Genomic DNA, 16,070 nt, shown 5'->3' on the forward strand with positions numbered 1-16,070 from the left:
TATCATGTTTCGCTGGCCACTTTCGCTTCGATCTTGCACCGTAGTCATATGCCCAAATAATCTCGTTCATGAAAGACTCTCGGCCAAAAATGCCGTCAAGCATTACTTTTGCATAATGCACCTCACGGTAGTCCAAATGCAGAAAGAAAGAACCGTCATCAGCTAGAAGGCGATATGCTTCGTGAAATCGGGGCTCCAGAAAAGCCATAAAGTCATCAAATGAATCTTCATAGGTTGGAGATTCAAGTTTTTGTATGCTGTAGGTCCTTCCAGCAAACCCCGAACGAGAACCGTTTTCACAAGCTGAAGCCTTGAACCTATCTCTCTTCTGTGTCTTGCCAGTGTTAAATGGCGGATCAATGTAGATTAGTCGAAATTGCCCTGGGTCTAAGGTACGCAAGTAAGCTAAGTTTTCTGCAAAAACTATACTGTTGCGCTTCATATTGCCAGATTACATTTCATAAACACAAGTGACAAGGGTGAACAAAATATCGGTTCCTATTTGTCGGCACATTTTGCCAATCCTGAAGCTACTGCTTCGAGCACCTCCGCCATCCCTCTCCCCTCCTCGTGGGCGCGAATGAGCGCACTGGCAATCACCGCCCCATCGGCAGCCTGGGCGGCCTGGTGGGCGGTGGTGCGGTTGGAGATGCCGAAGCCGATGGCCACCGGGGCCTCGGTGACCGGGCGGATGCGCTGCACCAGCTCAGGCAGCCCCTCTGGTAGCCTGTCCCGCGCTCCGGTGACCCCCGCCACCGAGACGGTGTAAACGAAACCGGTGCAGTAAGGGGCCACGGTGCGGATGCGGGCCTCGGTGGAGGTGGGGGCTAAGAGAAAGGTGGTCTCGAGGCCCATCCCTTGCGCCAGGGCCACCAGCTCGGGGTCTTCGTCGGGCGGCAGGTCGGGCAGGATCAGCCCGCTGGCCCCGGCTTCCTTGAACATCTGGAAGAAGCGCTCCGGCCCCACCGCCAGCACCGGGTTGAGGTAGGTCATAAGAAAGAGGGGCTTCTCGGTGAGGGCCCGGATTTCCCGCACAAAGAGGGCCACATCGGCCACGCGGATTCCCTGCCGCAGGGCCACCTCGGAGGCCCGCTGAATCACCGGGCCGTCGCCCAGGGGGTCGGAGTAGGGCAGGCCCACCTCGAGCAGATCGGCGTAGGGCAGCACCTCTTCGACCAGTCTCAGGTCGGCCCCCCGGCTCGGGTATCCGGCCATCACGTAAGGAATAAGGGCTGCGCGACCCTCTGCTTTGGCCCTGGCAAACGCCTCGCGGGTGGTCATGCCGCACTCCCTTCCATAATCCGCATCACCTCCACCACGTCCTTATCGCCCCGGCCCGAAAGGTTGATGACAATCACCTGCTCGGGCTCCATCTCGGGGGCCAGCTTGGCCGCGTAGGCGATGGCGTGGGCCGACTCGAGGGCCGGGATAATCCCCTCGAGGCGGCACAGCAGCCGGAAGCCCTCCAGGGCCTCCTCGTCGGTAATGCCCACGTACTCGGCCCGGCCCGCTTCGGCATAGTAGCTGTGCTCCGGGCCCACCCCAGGGTAGTCCAGGCCCGCCGAGACCGAGTGCGCCGGCTGAATCTGGCCGTCGTCGTTGTAAAGCAGCAACATCTTGGCCCCGTGCAGCACCCCCCTGCGCCCGGCCCCGATGGAAAGGGAGTGCAGCCCCGAGGCCGCCCCGTGGCCGGCGGCCTCCACCCCAATCAGGCGGGGGCGCTCTTCCTGGTAGGCAAAGGGCGCAAAAACCCCAATCGCGTTGGAACCGCCCCCCACGCAGGCGATGACCGCATCGGGGTTCTCGCGCCCTTCTTTTTCCAAAAGCTGGGCCTTAATCTCCTCGCCCACGATGCTCTGGAAGTCGCGGGCCATCATGGGGTAGGGGTGCGGCCCCACCACCGAGCCAATGATGTAGAAGCTATCCCGCACGTTGGTCACCCAGTCCCGGATGGCCTCGTTGGTGGCGTCCTTGAGGGTGCGGGTGCCGCTTTCCACCGGGCGCACCTCAGCACCCAAGAGCCTCATGCGGAAAACATTCAGGGCCTGCCGCCGCACGTCCTCGGCCCCCTGGTAGACCACGCACGCCAGGCCCATCAAAGCGGCCACTGTGGCTACCGAAACCCCGTGCTGGCCCGCGCCGGTCTCGGCAATCACCCGCTTCTTGCCCATGCGCTTGCACAACAGGGCCTGGCCTAAGGTGTTGTTGATTTTGTGGGCTCCGGTGTGGTTCAGGTCCTCGCGCTTCAGGTAAATTTTGGCCCCGCCCAGGTGACGGGTGAGGTTTTCGGCAAAGTACAAGGGCGAGGGACGGCCCACATACTCGCGCAGGTAGTACTCGTATTCGGCCAGAAACTCGGGGTCGTTTTTGTAGTGCAGGTAGGCCTCGGTCAGCTCTTCCAGGGCCGGCATCAGGGTCTCGGGCACGTAGCGCCCGCCGAAGTCGGCGTAGCGCCCTCTGGCATCGGGCAGGGGGTAGCTGGGGAGTTGCATGGGGGTCTCCTGAGGGGGGTCTATCGTGTATGGTCGATGGTCTATCGACTATGGACTATTGACTATGAACGATCGCGTTGGACTATGGACTAATGGGTCGCCCTAACAGACAAAAACTCGAGGCCCTCGCCTCGAGATAAGCCCCGGCACAGGCTTTGAAACTGTGCCCAGGGCTAGCTGCGCCACCAGCGCTGGTGGTGCCATTTGTAGCTGCGGGGGGTACGAATCCGCATGTTGCTCAAAGGGTAGCAAGCCCTGCTGCTTCCGTCAAGGTTTGGGGTAAAGTTGAGCGGATGGAATCTTTTGAAGCTCAACTCGACCAGCTGGCCCGGGTCGCCGTTCACGTAGGGCTGGGCCTGCAAGAAGGCCAGGAACTTCTCATCACCGCTCCCCTCGAGGCTGCACCGCTGGCCCGAAAAATCACCGAGCACGCCTACCGGGCCGGAAGCCCGCTGGTCACGGTGCTCTACGACGACGATGCGGCCCACCTGCTGCGCTTCCAGCACGCCCCCGAAAGCGCCTTCGACAAAACCCCCCAGTGGCTCTTCGATGGCATGGCCGCCGCCTTCCAGAGCGGGGCCGCCCGTCTGCACATTGCCGGCAGCGACCCCAACTTGCTGCGCGGGCAGCACCCCGAGCGCGTGGCCCGGGCCAACCGCGCCCGCTCGCTGGCCTACCGGCCCGTGCTGGAACTCATCACCAGCCACCACATCAACTGGAGCATTGTGGCCTACCCCCATCCGGCCTGGGCCAGAACGGTTTTTCCTGGGCTGGCCGAGCAAGAAGCCGTACAAAAGCTCTGGGAGGCCATCTGGAAGGCCTCGAGGCTCGATACCCCCGACCCCGTAGCCACCTGGCAGGCCCACAACCAGCGCCTGACCGAGCGGGTGGCCTACCTGAACCAGAAGCGCTACCGCGCCCTCCACTTCAAAGGCCCCGGCACCGACCTGGTGGTGGGTCTGGCCGACGACCACCTGTGGGCGGGGGGGGCTGTGCAGGCCAAAAACGGCGTGGTCTGCAACCCCAACATCCCCACCGAGGAGGTGTTTACCGCCCCGCACAAAGACCGCATCGAAGGGCGGGTGCGGAGCACCAAGCCGCTCTCCTACCAGGGCAGCCTGCTCGAGGAGATCGAGGTGCGCTTTGAGAAAGGGCGCGTGGTGGAGGCCAAAGCCAAGAGCGGCAGCGAAGTGCTGGAGCGCATTCTCCAGACCGACGAGGGAGCCCGCAGCCTGGGCGAGGTGGCCCTGGTGCCGCACTCCTCCCCCATTGCCCAGAGCGGAATTCTTTTCTACAACACCCTGTTTGATGAAAACGCCGCCAGCCACATTGCCCTGGGCCAGGCCTATAGCGAGTGCATTCAGGGCGGCAGCCGGCTCAGCCCCGAGGCGCTTGCCGCCAGGGGGGCCAACAGCAGCCTGATTCATATCGACTGGATGATTGGCTCGAGCGAGATAGACGTGGACGGCATCAGCGCCAGCGGGCAGTCTGAGCCGCTCATGCGAGGGGGAGAATGGGTTTAAGCGACCTAGGGCGGGGCCGTTTGCTGCTGGTATCTCTCCCAGGCGGCCAGGGCCAGGCCCAGGGCATAGCCCCGGTTCACCAGAAAGCGAATGGCCCTGGGCTTCTCGCCCCGGTGGCGGCTCTGGTAGCGCTCCAGGAGGGCCAGGGCCTCCTCCTCGGGATTGCCCTGGGCCGCCTGCTCGGCCAGCACCCGGTCAACAATGCTGGCCGAAACGCCCTTCTCCAGAAGCGCCCGGCGTAGTTTAGCGGCACCCCAGCGGCCCGCATAAAGCCGGGCGTAGCCTTCGGCGTATTGCTCATCGTCGAGATACCCCAGGCGCTTGACCCGCTGCACCACGGCCTCGAGCACTTCCGGGTTGGCCCGGCGGGCCAGTTTTCGGCGCAGCATCGCCTCCGAGCAGGCCCGGGCCCCCAAGAGCCGCACCGCATACAAAAACAACTGGTCGGGGCTGGCATCCTTCATCCTCCCTGATTATGCCACGAACGTAAAGTGGCCGGGCGTATTCCGTAGCTTTTCAAGTTTGTGTGCCGCCCAACTCTTGACGCCCCGGCCCGAACCCTAGACACTAGACACTGCCCTTCACGGGTTGAACCCCCGGTTCTGGAAGCCCCCTAGACCTATGCGCGTCTTTGCCATTGCCGACATTCATCTGTCCAAAGCCTTCCCCAAGCCCATGAACATCTTCGGGGCCGAATGGGATGGGCATCCGGAAGCTGTTTTCGAGGAGTGGCGCAAAACCGTGGGCGAAGACGATCTGGTCATTGTGGCCGGGGACATCTCCTGGGCCATGAAGTTGCCCGAGGCGATGGTGGATCTGGCCGATATCGCCCAGCTGCCCGGTACCAAGGTCCTGCTGCGCGGCAACCACGACTACTGGTGGCCCTCCATCAGCCGCCTGCGCCAGGTACTCCCTCCGCGCATGCACGCCTTGCAGCACGACTCGCTGATTATGGGCAACCTGGCCATCGCTGGAAGTCGGGGTTGGGACACCCCCGGCAGCTACAACTTCAGCCCTGAAGACGAAAAAATCTACAAACGCGAGGTGGAGCGGCTGGCTCTCTCCCTCAAGACCATCCAGGGCCACGAATATGAATACCTGATTCTGGCCATGCACTACCCGCCCTACAGCCCTACCGGCGGCCCCACCGGCTTTACCGAGCTGATCGACCGCTACCGCCCTACCTGTGTGGTCTATGGGCACCTGCACGGGGCCGACCCCGAACGGTTGCCCAAGGCGTGGAACGGGGTTCCGCTGCACTTTGTCTCCGCCGATGTGGTGCGGTTCAGACCGCAGTTGATCCTCGAGACCTCCCACCAGACCCACGTGGTGGACGTTGCCGACAACCGGTAGCCACCGGCGTTTGGCCCCCCTCAAGACCCATCCAGCCCTGCACACGGCTCGGGGGTGATGCCCGAACGAGCACTTGTGCAGTATGGCGGTTATCGGGAGATGTGGCCGCCCAGGAAAACGAGAAGGGACAAAGAGACGTGCCTCACCTCGGTGAGGCACGCTCGTCTGCGTTCTGTCTGGGCCGAGACGCATGTTTTCGAGTTTCCAGGCCGCCACTGTTCTGTTCAGAACCAGGCTTTCTCGAAGTCGAATGGCCCATCATATGTGAAGAGCACTCTAGACCCCACCTGCCCGACCCCTTACCCTGATGCCTATGACCACCGACGAACGCCTGGCCCAGCTACCCCCCAGACTACAGAGCGTTGTAAAGACCCTGGGCAGCGCCCCCAAGGTTATCAAGACCGAAATGCTGCTGGAGTTTGCCAAGAAGATGCCCCCTCTGCCCGAGGGTATGCAGGGCAAACTCGAGCAGGTGCATGAGTGCACCACCCCTTTCTTCGTGCACGCCGAACTCAGGGAGGGCCGGGTGCACCTCTTCTTCGATGCCCCCAGGGAAGCCCCCACGGTGCGGGCTTTTGCCGGCTTGCTGGCCGAGGGCCTCGAGGGTGAAAGCCCCGAGGCCGTGCTCGGCGTGCCGGAGGACTTTTACAGCCTGGCCCGGCTGGAGGAAATCATCACCCCCTTGCGGCTGCGCGGCTTGCAGGCGGTGCTGGCCCGCATCAAACGCCAGGTGCGCGAAGCGCAGGGAGGGCGCTGAGGTCAGGGCTTTGGGGAGGTAAGGGCGTTGCCAGCCTGAGCGGCTTTTTCCGAGTTTTTTTGGCGGCGCCGGGCTCCAGCAGACCACCGCCCACCCCCGTTTTGCCCTTGGGGCCTCTTGAACTGCTTCAAGTAGCTCTTTCGGCCAAAACTCTGCGGCCCGTGCCGTACCACCGTTGCGCCCAGCAGCTCAAAGGCCACCCGCAGGATGGCCCGCAACAGGCGAGGGCCCACCTTTCCCTCCAGGCTCAGAACGCCGTTTGAAAGCTCGCCCCAGCCGGCCTCCTCGCGGCTCCAGAAGTGCCAGCAGCTTAGTTCCTGGTCGGCAAAAACCTCTAAGCCCTCCTGCTGCACCCGGTAGCGGTAGGGGTGGGGCTGGAAAAACTGCTGGGCGTACTGCCGGTACAAAGCCGCTTCCAGCGAGAGCAGGTCGGCCCGCAGCCGGGCGCGGCTGCGTTCGGTCAGGCCTGGCTCGTCGAGTTGTGCCAGCAGGGCCAGGCGCTCCTGCTCGAGGTCGCGTTCCTCGGGGGGCGGCTCGGCTTCCAGAGGGGTCTCCCCATAGGGGTTCAGCCGCAGGGCGGGCTTGCCCAGCATGGCGGCCTCGGCCTCGGCATAGCTGGGGTACTCCACCAGCACCCCGTTTTCCAGCCCCCAGAAGCGGGTGGCCACCTTTTGGATCAGCGCCCGGTCGTGCGAGACGAAGAGCAAGGTGCCGGGGTAGTCGGTCAGGGCTTTCTCAAGGGCTTCCAGAAGCTCTAGCTCGAGGTGGTTGGTGGGCTCGTCCATCACCAGCAGACCCGCCCGCAAGGCCCCCAGCAAGGCCAGGCCCGCGCGGGCCCGCTCACCCCCCGAAAAACTGCGGGGGGTGTCGTGCCAGTGGGGCGGGCGAAAGCCCATCCGGCCCAAAAGGGCCGCCGCCCGTGCCTCCCCGAACCTCGAGGCAAACTGGGCAAAAAGCGGCTGGTCGGGCTCCAGGCCGTGGTAGAGCTGGTCAAGGTAGCCTGTGCTCACCCCGTAGCCCAGGGTTCGCTCACCCTCATCGGGCCGTTCTCTGGAGAGCAGCAAGCGCAGCAGGGTGGTCTTGCCCGCCCCGTTGGGCCCGACCAGGGCAATCCGATCCCCCCGGAAGATGCGAAGGGTGGCCTCACGGATAACCCTGCGCTGGCCCACGTCTCCTCCGCCCTGCTCGGCTGCACCTGTGCCCGGATAGGACTTTTTCAGGCCCTTCGCCTCGAGCACCAGCCTGGGCGTCCCCTCCGCTGCAATTTCCAGACTCCAGCGGCGTTCGGGGGGGAGCGGATCGGGCATCTGGATCCGCTCAGCTCGAGTTTGTAGCGCAGCTTTCTCGCTGGCCCGGCGATCCGAACCGGGCCGCCTCCGGTCTGGGATGGCTTTCAGGAGCCGCTCGCGCTCTTTTTCCGCTTCGTGGCGGGCTTTTTCCAGGGTTCGCCGAATGCGCTCGCGCTCCTGTATATAGGTGGCATAGCCCCCCGCCACCCTGAATAAGTGCCCGGCCTCGAGGTGATAGACCGTGGTGGCGACCCGCCTCAGCAGGGCCCGGTCGTGGGAAATCAGCCCGACTGCGCCAGGATACGTCAGCAGCATCTCTTCCAGCCGCAGGCGCATGCGCAGGTCCAGGTGGGTGGTAGGCTCGTCCAGCAGCAAGACTTCGGCGCCCGAAAGAAAGGCCATGGCCAGCCCCAAGCGCACCCCTTCGCCTCCGGAAAGCCGCTCCGCTGGCTGGTTCCAATGGGCGTCCAGGCCAAAGTCGGCCAGGGTGCGGGCGACCCGGCCCTTCCAGTGGGCAAGCTCGCGAACCCTGGCCCAGGCTTCTCCGGCCTGCTCGGGTTGGGTGCGGGCCAGCTCCAGCTCGGCCCGGTGCAGGGGAGTAATTCCGTAGGCCAGTGCATAGACCGTGAACCCTGCAGGGCGAAAATCCTGCGGCAAGTAGACCACCCGCACCCCCTCCGGCAAAAGCACTCGGCCTTCATCCAGGGAAACCTGCCCACTCAGGGCCTGGAACAGGGTGCTCTTGCCGGCTCCGTTGGGCCCGACCAGCACCGCTCGCTCGCGCGGCTCCAGCCAAAATTGAGCGCCCTTGAACAAGACTCGCTCGCCAAAGGATTTTTCACCTCCGCTCAAACGAAGCCACACCTGGGGTCTCTTCGGCAGCACAACCCCCTGAGGGTAGCGCTTTGCCGGGAAGTCGTCAAAGCCGTGCCCCTAGCTCCGGAATGTGCACACCAACCCATCGGGCCGTTTCCTCCGAAGGGCCAATTGCGTGAACAGGGCATAAAAAGCGATGACCTGGCGTGAATTCGGGTGAAACACACCCTACTTGGGTAAAGGGGGTTGTAAGGTAGGAAGACCATGTTAGAAGTGCATCTGCGCCCCCTGGTGATGAGCGACCTTGCCCGGGTGCTCGAGTGGAGCCGCGACGAGGCCTTTTGCCTGGCCAACGGCTGGCCGGTGGGGCTGCCTGCCGAGCAACTACAGGACTGGTTTGTGCGCTTGCTCAACAACCCGCCCGTAGACCTGGTGCGCAGAGGCATTGTGGTCACCACCCCCGCCTACCCCGCAGGCCACCTGGTGGGGTTTGTGGATTTGCGCGAGCTCAACCCCCTCGAGAAACGGGCCCGGCTGCGTGTGGCCATCGGCGAGGAGGCTCACCGGGGGCAGGGGGTGGGGTATGCGGCGGGCCTGAAGATGCTCGAGCAGGGCTTTGCCGAGCTGGGTCTGGAGCGCATCACTGCCAGGGTACACAGCTCCAACACCCGCATGCGCAGCCTCCTGGAAAAAATGGGGTTCGTGCTGGAAGGCATCCTGCGCCAGCACGAGACCCGCCAGGGCATCAAGGAGGATGTCTACCTGTACGGCATGTTGCGCGAGGAGTTTCGGCCTCCGGAGGGCATCCGGTTGCTGGAGAGCGCACAGTGAATCAGGAATTCCGCTTCAGGCCTGCTTCCAGCGCTTCGAGTAGGATGTAAAGCTGCTCGAGCTTGCGCCTGCCCAGAATTCGCTCGATCTCGGCATAGACGGCCACAATTTCGGGTTTGATCTGCTCGACCAGGGCCTGCGCTTCACCGGTCAGGGCCACCAGGATGCTGCGGCCATCGGCCCGGTTGGCTTTGCGAACGATGAGCCCCCGCTGCTCCATGCGTTTGAGGATGCCGCTCATGCTGGGGGGCAGAATCTGACACTGCTCGGCCAGGAGGGATACCTCCAGCCCTTCCCGGCCATCCAGCGCCCGCAGGATGCGCCACTGCTGCTCGGTCAGGCCATGCCGCGAGAGCACCTCCCGGAAGCGCTGCACCACGGCCTCACGGGTACGGAGCAGGGCCATGGGCAGCGAGTGCGTCAGATCGCGCAGGAGCGGGCTCGAGGGGGCTTTGGGGAGGGTGGAGGCCATAGCGTTGGGGTTGCGGGGACAATTGTACCTGGGCTTGCAAACTGGGCCAGAGTTTTACTTAATATATTAACTATCTTAAGCCGGACGATAAGCAAGCTGGGCTACACACCCGCAAAGGAGTGCAATGGTCGAGTTCAAAGGCAGCATCGTACCCCTGGTCACACCGTTCAAAAACGGCGCAATTGACGAGGCCGCCCTCGAGCGGCTCATCGAACGGCAAATTGAGGCCGGTTCCCACGCCCTGAGCGTAGGCGGCACCACCGGCGAGCCCGGCACCCTGAGCCTGGAGGAGCGCAAGCACCTCATCGAGCTGGCCCTCCGCTTCATCCGGGGCCGCGTGCCGCTCCTGGCCGGCACCGGCACCCTGCGCCTCGACGAGACCCTGGAAATCACCCGGGCTGCCCAGAAGATGGGGGCAGCGGGCGCGCTGGTCATTACCCCCTATTACATCAAGCCCAACCAGGAGGGGCTCTACCGCTTTTTCGGCCAGGTGGCCCAGGCGGTGCCCGAGATGCCCATCGTCCTTTACAACATTCCGGGGCGAGCGGGCATCGAGATCAGGATTGAGACCGTGGCCCGGCTGCGGCGCGACTTCAAGAACGTGGTGGGCCTCAAGCACTCCTCCAAGGATGTGGAGTACGTCTCGGAGCTGTTGCGCCGGGTGGGGCGGGACTTCAAGGTGTATTGTGGCCTCGAGGCCCTCACCTTCCCCATGATGTGCGTGGGCGCAGTGGGCACCATTGCTGCTACGGCCAACTGGCTGCCCAAAGAGACCGCCCAGATGTGCCAGCTCACCCTGGAGGGCCGCTACAAAGAGGCCCTCGAGCTTCACTACTACGGCCTCGAGGCCAACGACGCGGTCTTCTGGGACACCAACCCCATCCCCCTCAAAACCGTGCTGTCCTGGATGGGCCTGTGCGAAAAGGAGTGGCGCGAGCCTTTGGGCCCCACCACCCCCGAGATTGAGGCCCGCCTGCGCCGCATGGCCGAGTCCTATGGCCTGGTTCCAGCCCAGACGGGCCACCCCCCGGTGCTGCCCGACCCCGCCGGGAAACAATATGTGTAAAACACAGAAAGCCAAAAGCCTGGAGCCCAAAGCGGGCTTTTCTGCACTGGCCTTCAGCCTTCCGCCTTCAGCCTTCGACCTATGAAACTCGCTCGTTTCTTCTCCAGAGGCCGCCTGCTGCAAGGGCATCTGCAGGACGGCCTGTTAATTGACCATGCTGGCGAAGCCCACCACCCCGAGGCGGTGGTCTGGCAGCTTCCGGTGCAGCCCGGCAAGGTGCTGGCTTTGGCGCTCAACTTTGCCGAGCACGCCGAGGAGTTCGGCCTGCGCAAACCCAGCGAGCCGGCCCTCTTCTGGAAGCCCAACACCAGCCTGCTGCCCCACAAGGGCACGGTCATCTACCCCCAGGGGGCCCGCTTCATGCACTTCGAGTGCGAGCTGGCGGTCATCCTGGGGCGCAACGCCCGGCGGGTCAGGGCCAAGGACGCCCTCAACTACGTGGGCGGCTACACCATCGCCAACGACCTGGTGGTGCGCGACTACGTCTCCAACACCTTCCGCCCGCCCATCCGGGGCAAGGGCTGGGACACCTTCGGCCCGCTGGGGCCTTACTACGTGACCGCCGACGAGGTACCCGACCCCCACAACCTAAAAATGCGGGCCTATGTGAACGGCGAGCTGCGCCAGGAGGCCACCACCCAGGGCATGATTTTTTCGATTCCCGAGGTGATTGAGTTCATCTCGAGGTTCATGACCCTGGAGGCCGGGGACGTCATTTTGACCGGCACCCCCAGGGGCATCTCGCAGGTGCATCCCGGCGATGTGATGCGGATGGAGATTGAGGGGCTGGGCGCGCTGGAGAACCCCATCGAGTGGGAAACCGACGAGGCCCCGCCCGTGCTTTCGGAAGAGGGAGACCGTTCGGTGGTGCTATGAAAGTATCGGAGAAAACCCAGGCCATCAGCCCCGCGTTCATCGCCCAGGTGCGACAGAAGATTGCCGCCCAGACCGTAGAGCACTTCATTGAGGGCCGGTTCCAGCCGGGGGTGCGGGGGGAGTTGTTCGAGAGCCTCGACCCCTCCAACAACCAGGTGCTGGCCCGGGCCTACCGGGGCCACGCTGAGGACGTGGACAAAGCCGCCCGGGCCGCCAAGAAAGCCTTTGAGCGGTGGAAGCTGAACGCCAGAGCCCGCAAGAAATACCTGCTCAAAATGGCCGAGGTGCTGGAGAAGCACGGCGACGAGCTGGCCGTGATGGAGTGCCTGGACGCGGGGCAGCCCTTGCGGATTGTGCGGGCCCAGGTGGCGCGGGCCGCCGAGAACTTTAGCTTTTATGCCGAGTGGGCCGAGCGGGCCATGGACGGACAGAGCTTCCCGGTAGACGGGGAGTGGCTCAACTACTCGGTGCGGGTGCCGGTAGGGGTTTGCGGCATCATCACCCCCTGGAACGCCCCCATGATGCTCTCCACCTGGCGCATTGCCCCCGCGCTGGCCTTCGGCAATACGGTGGTGCTGAAGCCCGCCGAGTGGTCGCCCCTGACCGCCTGGAAGCTGGCCGAAATCGCGCAGGAGGCCGACCTGCCGCCAGGGGTGTTCAACGTGGTGCAGGGCTTCGGCGAGGAGGCCGGCGACGCGGTGGTGCGCCACCCCGATATCCCCCTGATTGCCTTCACCGGCGAGACCACCACCGGCGCCCTCATCACCCGCAACAGCGCCGAGCACCTCAAGCGGCTCTCCCTCGAGCTAGGCGGCAAATCCCCCGCCCTCATCTTCGAGGACGCCGACCTCGAGCGGGCCCTAGACGCCACCATCTTCCAGATTTACAGCTTCAACGGCGAGCGCTGCACCGCCAACAGCCGCGCTTTAGTGCAGGAGAGCATCTTCGAGGCGTTCGTAGAGCGGGTGGCCGAGCGGGCCGCGCGGGTGCGGGTGGGGCATCCTCTCGAGCCCGAGACCGAGGTAGGCCCCCTGATTCACCCCGAGCACCTGAAGCGGGTGCTGGGCTACGTGGAAATCGGCAAGCAGGAGTCGCAGCACATCTTTGGCGGCGAGCAGGTGGGCACCGAGGGCAACTACGTGCGGCCTGGGCTGTTTGTGGCCGAGAACCACCACCGCATCGCCCAGGAGGAGATTTTTGGCCCCATCCTGACGGTTATTCCCTTCAAGGACGAGGCCGACGCCCTGCAAAAAGCCAACGACTCCAGGTACGGCCTGGCCTCCTACGTCTGGACGCGGGACGTCGCGCGGGCGCACCGCCTGGCGCTTTACCTGGAGGCCGGCATGACCTGGATCAACTCGCACAACGTGCGCCACCTGCCCACGCCCTTTGGCGGGGTCAAGATGAGCGGCACCCACCGCGAGGGCGGAGCGCACAGCCTGGAGTTCTACACCGAGCTCAAGCACATTGCCCTACCGCTCACCGAGCACCCGATTCCGAAGTTCGGACGCTAAGGAGGAGACCCCATGGCACGCACCGGCAATGCCTACCTGGAAGCCCTCAGGAAGAACCCTCCCAACCTCTGGTACAAGGGCCAGAGGGTCGAAGACCCCACCACCCACCCGGTCTTCAAGGGCATCACCCACGCGCTGGCCCGTCTGTACGACATGCAGCACGACCCACGCCACCGCGAGACCCTCACCTACGAACAAAACGGCCAGCGCTACGCCATGAGCCTGCTACCGGCCAAAACCCCCGAAGACCTCTCCCGGCGCAGCGCCGCCTATAAGCTCTGGGCCGACGCCAACCTGGGCATGATGGGCCGCTCTCCGGACTACCTGAATGCAGTGCTGATGGCCTTTGAGCAGAGCGCCGAGTTTTTTGGCCCCTACGCCGACAACGTGCGCCGCTACGTGCAGCACGTGCGCGAGCACGACCTCTCCACCACCCACTGCCTGACCAACCCCCAGGTCAACCGGGCCAAGAGCAACCTCGAGCAGCCCGACCCCTACATTCCCCTGGGCGTGGTGAGCGAGAGCGAGGAGGGCATCGTGGTGCGGGGGGCCCGGATGCTCTCCACCCTGCCCACCGCCGACGAGCTGTTGGTCTTCCCCTCTACCCTGCTCAAGGAAGGGCCGGGGGCCGACAAATACGCGGTGGCCTTCGCCATTCCCACCAACACCCCGGGCCTTCACTTCATCAGCCGCGAGAGCATGGCCCTAGGCGAGAGCGCCTACGACTACCCCCTGAGCAGCCGCCTCGAGGAGATGGACTGCCTGACGGTCTTCGACGATGTCTTCGTGCCGTGGGAGCGGGTCTTCATCTACAAAGACCTGGCCCGCTGCAACACGGCCTACGCCGAGACCGGGGCCCTGATGCACATGGCCCATCAGGTGGTGGTGCTCAAGAACGCCAAGACCGAGGCCTTTTTGGGGCTGGTCTCGCTGTTGGGCGAGACCATCGGGGCCGACACCTTCCCCCACGTGCAGGAGAAGATTGCCGAGGTGATTGTCTACCTCGAGGCCATGAAAGGCTTCTGGGCCCGCGCCGAGCGGGACGCCAGGCCCAACAAGTACGGCCTCTTGTGTCCCGACCGGGGGGCCATTGACGGGGCCCGCAACCTCTACCCCAGGCTTTACCCCCGCATCAACGAGATTGTCCAGCAGATTGGGGCCTCCGGCATGATTACCCTCCCCTCCGAGGCCGACCTCGACTCGCCGGTGGGGCCTTACATCGAAAAGTTCCTGCAATCCGCCACCCTGCCCGCCCGGGAGCGCGTGCAGCTGTTCCGCCTGGCCTGGGACATGACCACCAGCGGCTTCGGCGCACGCCAGACCCTGTACGAACGCTTCTTCTTTGGCGATCCGGTGCGCATGTACCAGACCCTCTTCAGCGTCTACGACAAAGAACCGTACAAAGAGCGCATCAAGGAGTTTCTGGGCTGGAAAGAACAGGCCCAGCCAGAGGTGGTGGCCGGCGACTAGGGCACCCGGCAGCCCACAGACCTCCATGAATACCACTGAACCCACCCTTTCAGACCAGCTTCGCCAGGTGATGAGCTGCTGGCCCAGCGGGGTCACGGTCATTGCGGCCCACCACGCCGGCGAGACCCGCGGCATGACGGCCAGCAGCTTCACCAGCGTGAGCCTCGAGCCCCCCCTGATCCTGGTCTGCATCAACGAGAACACCCAGCTCTGGCCCCTCCTGGAAAAAGCCGGGCGGTTTAGCGTGAACCTGCTGGCCGAGGGCCACGAACACACCTCGGCCCATTTTGCGGGGCGTCCCATTGAGGGCTATGACCCCCTCTCGCGGGGGGAAAGCCCCACCCTCGAGGGCGCTCTGGCCACGCTTCACTGCCAGACCTGGGCGGTTTATCCGGGCGGCACCCACAAGATTGTGGTGGGCAAAGTCGAACAGGTGACGCTGGGCGAGTCCAACCGCCCGCTCCTTTACTGGAACCGGGGCTACCGGCAGTTGCCGTAGCTTGGAGCGCAAGACCCTTCTCCTTCAGCATGATTCCTTTTATCTCTCCTGCGACCTGGGACTTGCGACCTTTCGGGGGTGAAACCATGAACCAGATTCCCAACATCGTTCGTATTGGCCACGGGGTGTTTTATGTAACCGACCTCGAGCGCTCGCGCCACTTCTATGTGGACTTGCTGGGCCTGAATGTGCTGCACGAAAACCCCGGCGCCCTCTACCTGCGCGGCACCGAAGACCGCGAGTGGACACTCAAGCTCGAGCTGGCCCCCGAGGCCGGCATCAAGCACCTGGCCTACCGGGTGGCCGGTGAGCTTGACTTGCAGTTGCTGGTCGAGCTGGCCCAGGCCCTGGGGCTGCCCTACCGCTGGGAGTCCGAACAAGACCGCCCCAAGCTGCTCCGCCTCCAGGACCCCTTCGGGGTGCCGCTGGCCTTCTACGCCGAAAGCCAGAAGTACCCCTGGCTTTTGCAGCGCTACGACCTGCACAAAGGGCCTGGCATCCAGCGCATTGACCACATCAACGTGATGAGCCCCCAGGTCGAGGCCATGACCCGCTGGTACATGGACAGGCTGGCCTTCCGGTTGTCGGAGTACACCGAGGGCGACGATGGCCGAATCTGGGCGTCCTGGATTCACCGCAAGGGCAACGTCCACGACCTGGCCCTCACCAACGGCACCGGCCCCCGCCTGCACCACTTTGCCTACTGGATGCCCGATGCCATGAGCATCATCAAGGCCTGCGACATCCTGGCCGGTGCCCGACAGACCGAGGCCATCGAGCGAGGGCCGGGCCGGCACGGGGTTTCCAACGCCTTTTTCCTGTATCTGCGTGACCCCGACGGGCACCGCATCGAGCTCTACACCTCCGACTATTCCACTGTGGACCCCGACTTTGAGCCCATCCGCTGGAGCCTCAACGACCCCCGCCGCCAGACCCTGTGGGGCGCCAAGACCCCCAAGAGCTGGTTCCTGGAGGGTTCGCTCCTGGAAGCCTTTGAGGGCGGCTGGGTGCCGACCCAGGAGTCTGAACTGCAAGGGCTGCCGGTTCACGTAATCTGACCCCGTACAAATTGGGGCCACTTTATGGACAGACACCCCTGCACACTGGTCACA

16 protein-coding genes are annotated in these 16,070 nt (G+C 64.2%); 10 read left to right on the forward strand and 6 right to left on the reverse strand.

Translation table 11 applies throughout. From position 1 onward, the window contains the following. The 3 genes from NZN28_RS05370 to trpB all read right to left on the reverse strand — a co-directional run. A partial coding sequence (locus NZN28_RS05370) for a DNA methyltransferase (RefSeq protein WP_295395861.1) occupies positions 1 to 442 on the reverse strand: 442 nt, incomplete at its 3' end. Between the two features lie 56 nt (positions 443 to 498). After that, positions 499 to 1,281, reverse strand: a complete 783-nt coding sequence (gene trpA / locus NZN28_RS05375) for a tryptophan synthase subunit alpha (RefSeq protein ID WP_295395864.1) — start codon at positions 1,279 to 1,281, stop codon at positions 499 to 501. Beyond that, on the reverse strand, positions 1,278 to 2,492 hold the full coding sequence (trpB, locus tag NZN28_RS05380; protein WP_295395866.1) for a tryptophan synthase subunit beta: 1,215 nt from the start codon (positions 2,490 to 2,492) through the stop codon (positions 1,278 to 1,280). Before trpB ends, trpA begins: the two co-directional genes overlap by 4 nt. A gap of 293 nt (positions 2,493 to 2,785) precedes the next feature. On the opposite strand from trpB, the gene NZN28_RS05385 reads away from it, so the two are divergent. After that, a complete protein-coding gene (locus NZN28_RS05385) occupies positions 2,786 to 4,015 on the forward strand; it encodes an aminopeptidase (RefSeq protein ID WP_295395868.1) in 1,230 nt (409 codons plus the stop codon). A 5-nt stretch (positions 4,016 to 4,020) separates the two neighbouring features. Here the strand turns inward: NZN28_RS05385 and NZN28_RS05390 are convergent, their stop codons facing one another. Further along, on the reverse strand, positions 4,021 to 4,479 hold the full coding sequence (locus NZN28_RS05390) for a regulatory protein RecX (protein ID WP_295395869.1): 459 nt from the start codon (positions 4,477 to 4,479) through the stop codon (positions 4,021 to 4,023). 157 nt (positions 4,480 to 4,636) lie between these two features. On the opposite strand from NZN28_RS05390, the gene NZN28_RS05395 reads away from it, so the two are divergent. Together NZN28_RS05395 and NZN28_RS05400 are read left to right on the forward strand one after the other, a co-directional pair. Further along, entirely contained in the window at positions 4,637 to 5,368 is a 732-nt protein-coding gene (locus NZN28_RS05395; protein WP_295395871.1) for a metallophosphoesterase, read from the forward strand. A gap of 313 nt (positions 5,369 to 5,681) precedes the next feature. Beyond that, a complete protein-coding gene (locus tag NZN28_RS05400) occupies positions 5,682 to 6,125 on the forward strand; it encodes a SufE family protein (RefSeq protein WP_295395872.1) in 444 nt (147 codons plus the stop codon). 2 nt (positions 6,126 to 6,127) lie between these two features. Here NZN28_RS05400 and NZN28_RS05405 read toward each other — a convergent pair whose 3' ends face one another. Next, positions 6,128 to 8,278: an ABC-F family ATP-binding cassette domain-containing protein gene (locus NZN28_RS05405; protein WP_295395874.1), complete on the reverse strand. Its 2,151-nt coding sequence runs from the start codon at positions 8,276 to 8,278 to the stop codon at positions 6,128 to 6,130. A 216-nt stretch (positions 8,279 to 8,494) separates the two neighbouring features. Here NZN28_RS05405 and NZN28_RS05410 point away from each other — a divergent pair, with 216 nt between their 5' ends. Continuing rightward, positions 8,495 to 9,061, forward strand: a complete 567-nt coding sequence (locus tag NZN28_RS05410) for a GNAT family protein (RefSeq protein ID WP_295395876.1) — start codon at positions 8,495 to 8,497, stop codon at positions 9,059 to 9,061. A 1-nt stretch (position 9,062) separates the two neighbouring features. On the opposite strand, the gene hpaR is transcribed toward NZN28_RS05410, so the two are convergent. After that, positions 9,063 to 9,533, reverse strand: coding sequence for a homoprotocatechuate degradation operon regulator HpaR (hpaR, locus tag NZN28_RS05415; RefSeq protein WP_295395878.1), 471 nt, complete (start codon positions 9,531 to 9,533; stop codon positions 9,063 to 9,065). Positions 9,534 to 9,657: 124 nt separating this feature from the next. Here hpaR and hpaI point away from each other — a divergent pair, with 124 nt between their 5' ends. From hpaI to hpaD, 6 genes are all read left to right on the forward strand, one after another. After that, positions 9,658 to 10,599, forward strand: a complete 942-nt coding sequence (hpaI, locus tag NZN28_RS05420; RefSeq protein ID WP_295395880.1) for a 2,4-dihydroxyhept-2-ene-1,7-dioic acid aldolase — start codon at positions 9,658 to 9,660, stop codon at positions 10,597 to 10,599. An 81-nt stretch (positions 10,600 to 10,680) separates the two neighbouring features. After that, positions 10,681 to 11,475 (forward strand): fumarylacetoacetate hydrolase family protein, encoded by a 795-nt coding sequence (locus tag NZN28_RS05425; protein ID WP_295395882.1) that lies wholly within the window; start codon positions 10,681 to 10,683, stop codon positions 11,473 to 11,475. Beyond that, positions 11,472 to 12,989 (forward strand): 5-carboxymethyl-2-hydroxymuconate semialdehyde dehydrogenase, encoded by a 1,518-nt coding sequence (gene hpaE, locus NZN28_RS05430; RefSeq protein ID WP_295395884.1) that lies wholly within the window; start codon positions 11,472 to 11,474, stop codon positions 12,987 to 12,989. Before NZN28_RS05425 ends, hpaE begins: the two co-directional genes overlap by 4 nt. A 12-nt stretch (positions 12,990 to 13,001) precedes the next feature. After that, positions 13,002 to 14,459, forward strand: coding sequence for a 4-hydroxyphenylacetate 3-monooxygenase, oxygenase component (hpaB, locus tag NZN28_RS05435; RefSeq protein ID WP_295395886.1), 1,458 nt, complete (start codon positions 13,002 to 13,004; stop codon positions 14,457 to 14,459). Positions 14,460 to 14,484: 25 nt separating this feature from the next. Continuing rightward, a complete protein-coding gene (gene hpaC, locus NZN28_RS05440) occupies positions 14,485 to 14,958 on the forward strand; it encodes a 4-hydroxyphenylacetate 3-monooxygenase reductase subunit (RefSeq protein WP_295395888.1) in 474 nt (157 codons plus the stop codon). An 86-nt stretch (positions 14,959 to 15,044) separates the two neighbouring features. Beyond that, positions 15,045 to 16,016, forward strand: coding sequence for a 3,4-dihydroxyphenylacetate 2,3-dioxygenase (gene hpaD / locus NZN28_RS05445; RefSeq protein ID WP_295395890.1), 972 nt, complete (start codon positions 15,045 to 15,047; stop codon positions 16,014 to 16,016). Positions 16,017 to 16,070 lie beyond the last annotated feature (54 nt).

This window comes from Meiothermus sp. (assembly GCF_025056915.1).
Taxonomy (GTDB): Bacteria; Deinococcota; Deinococci; order Deinococcales; family Thermaceae; genus Meiothermus.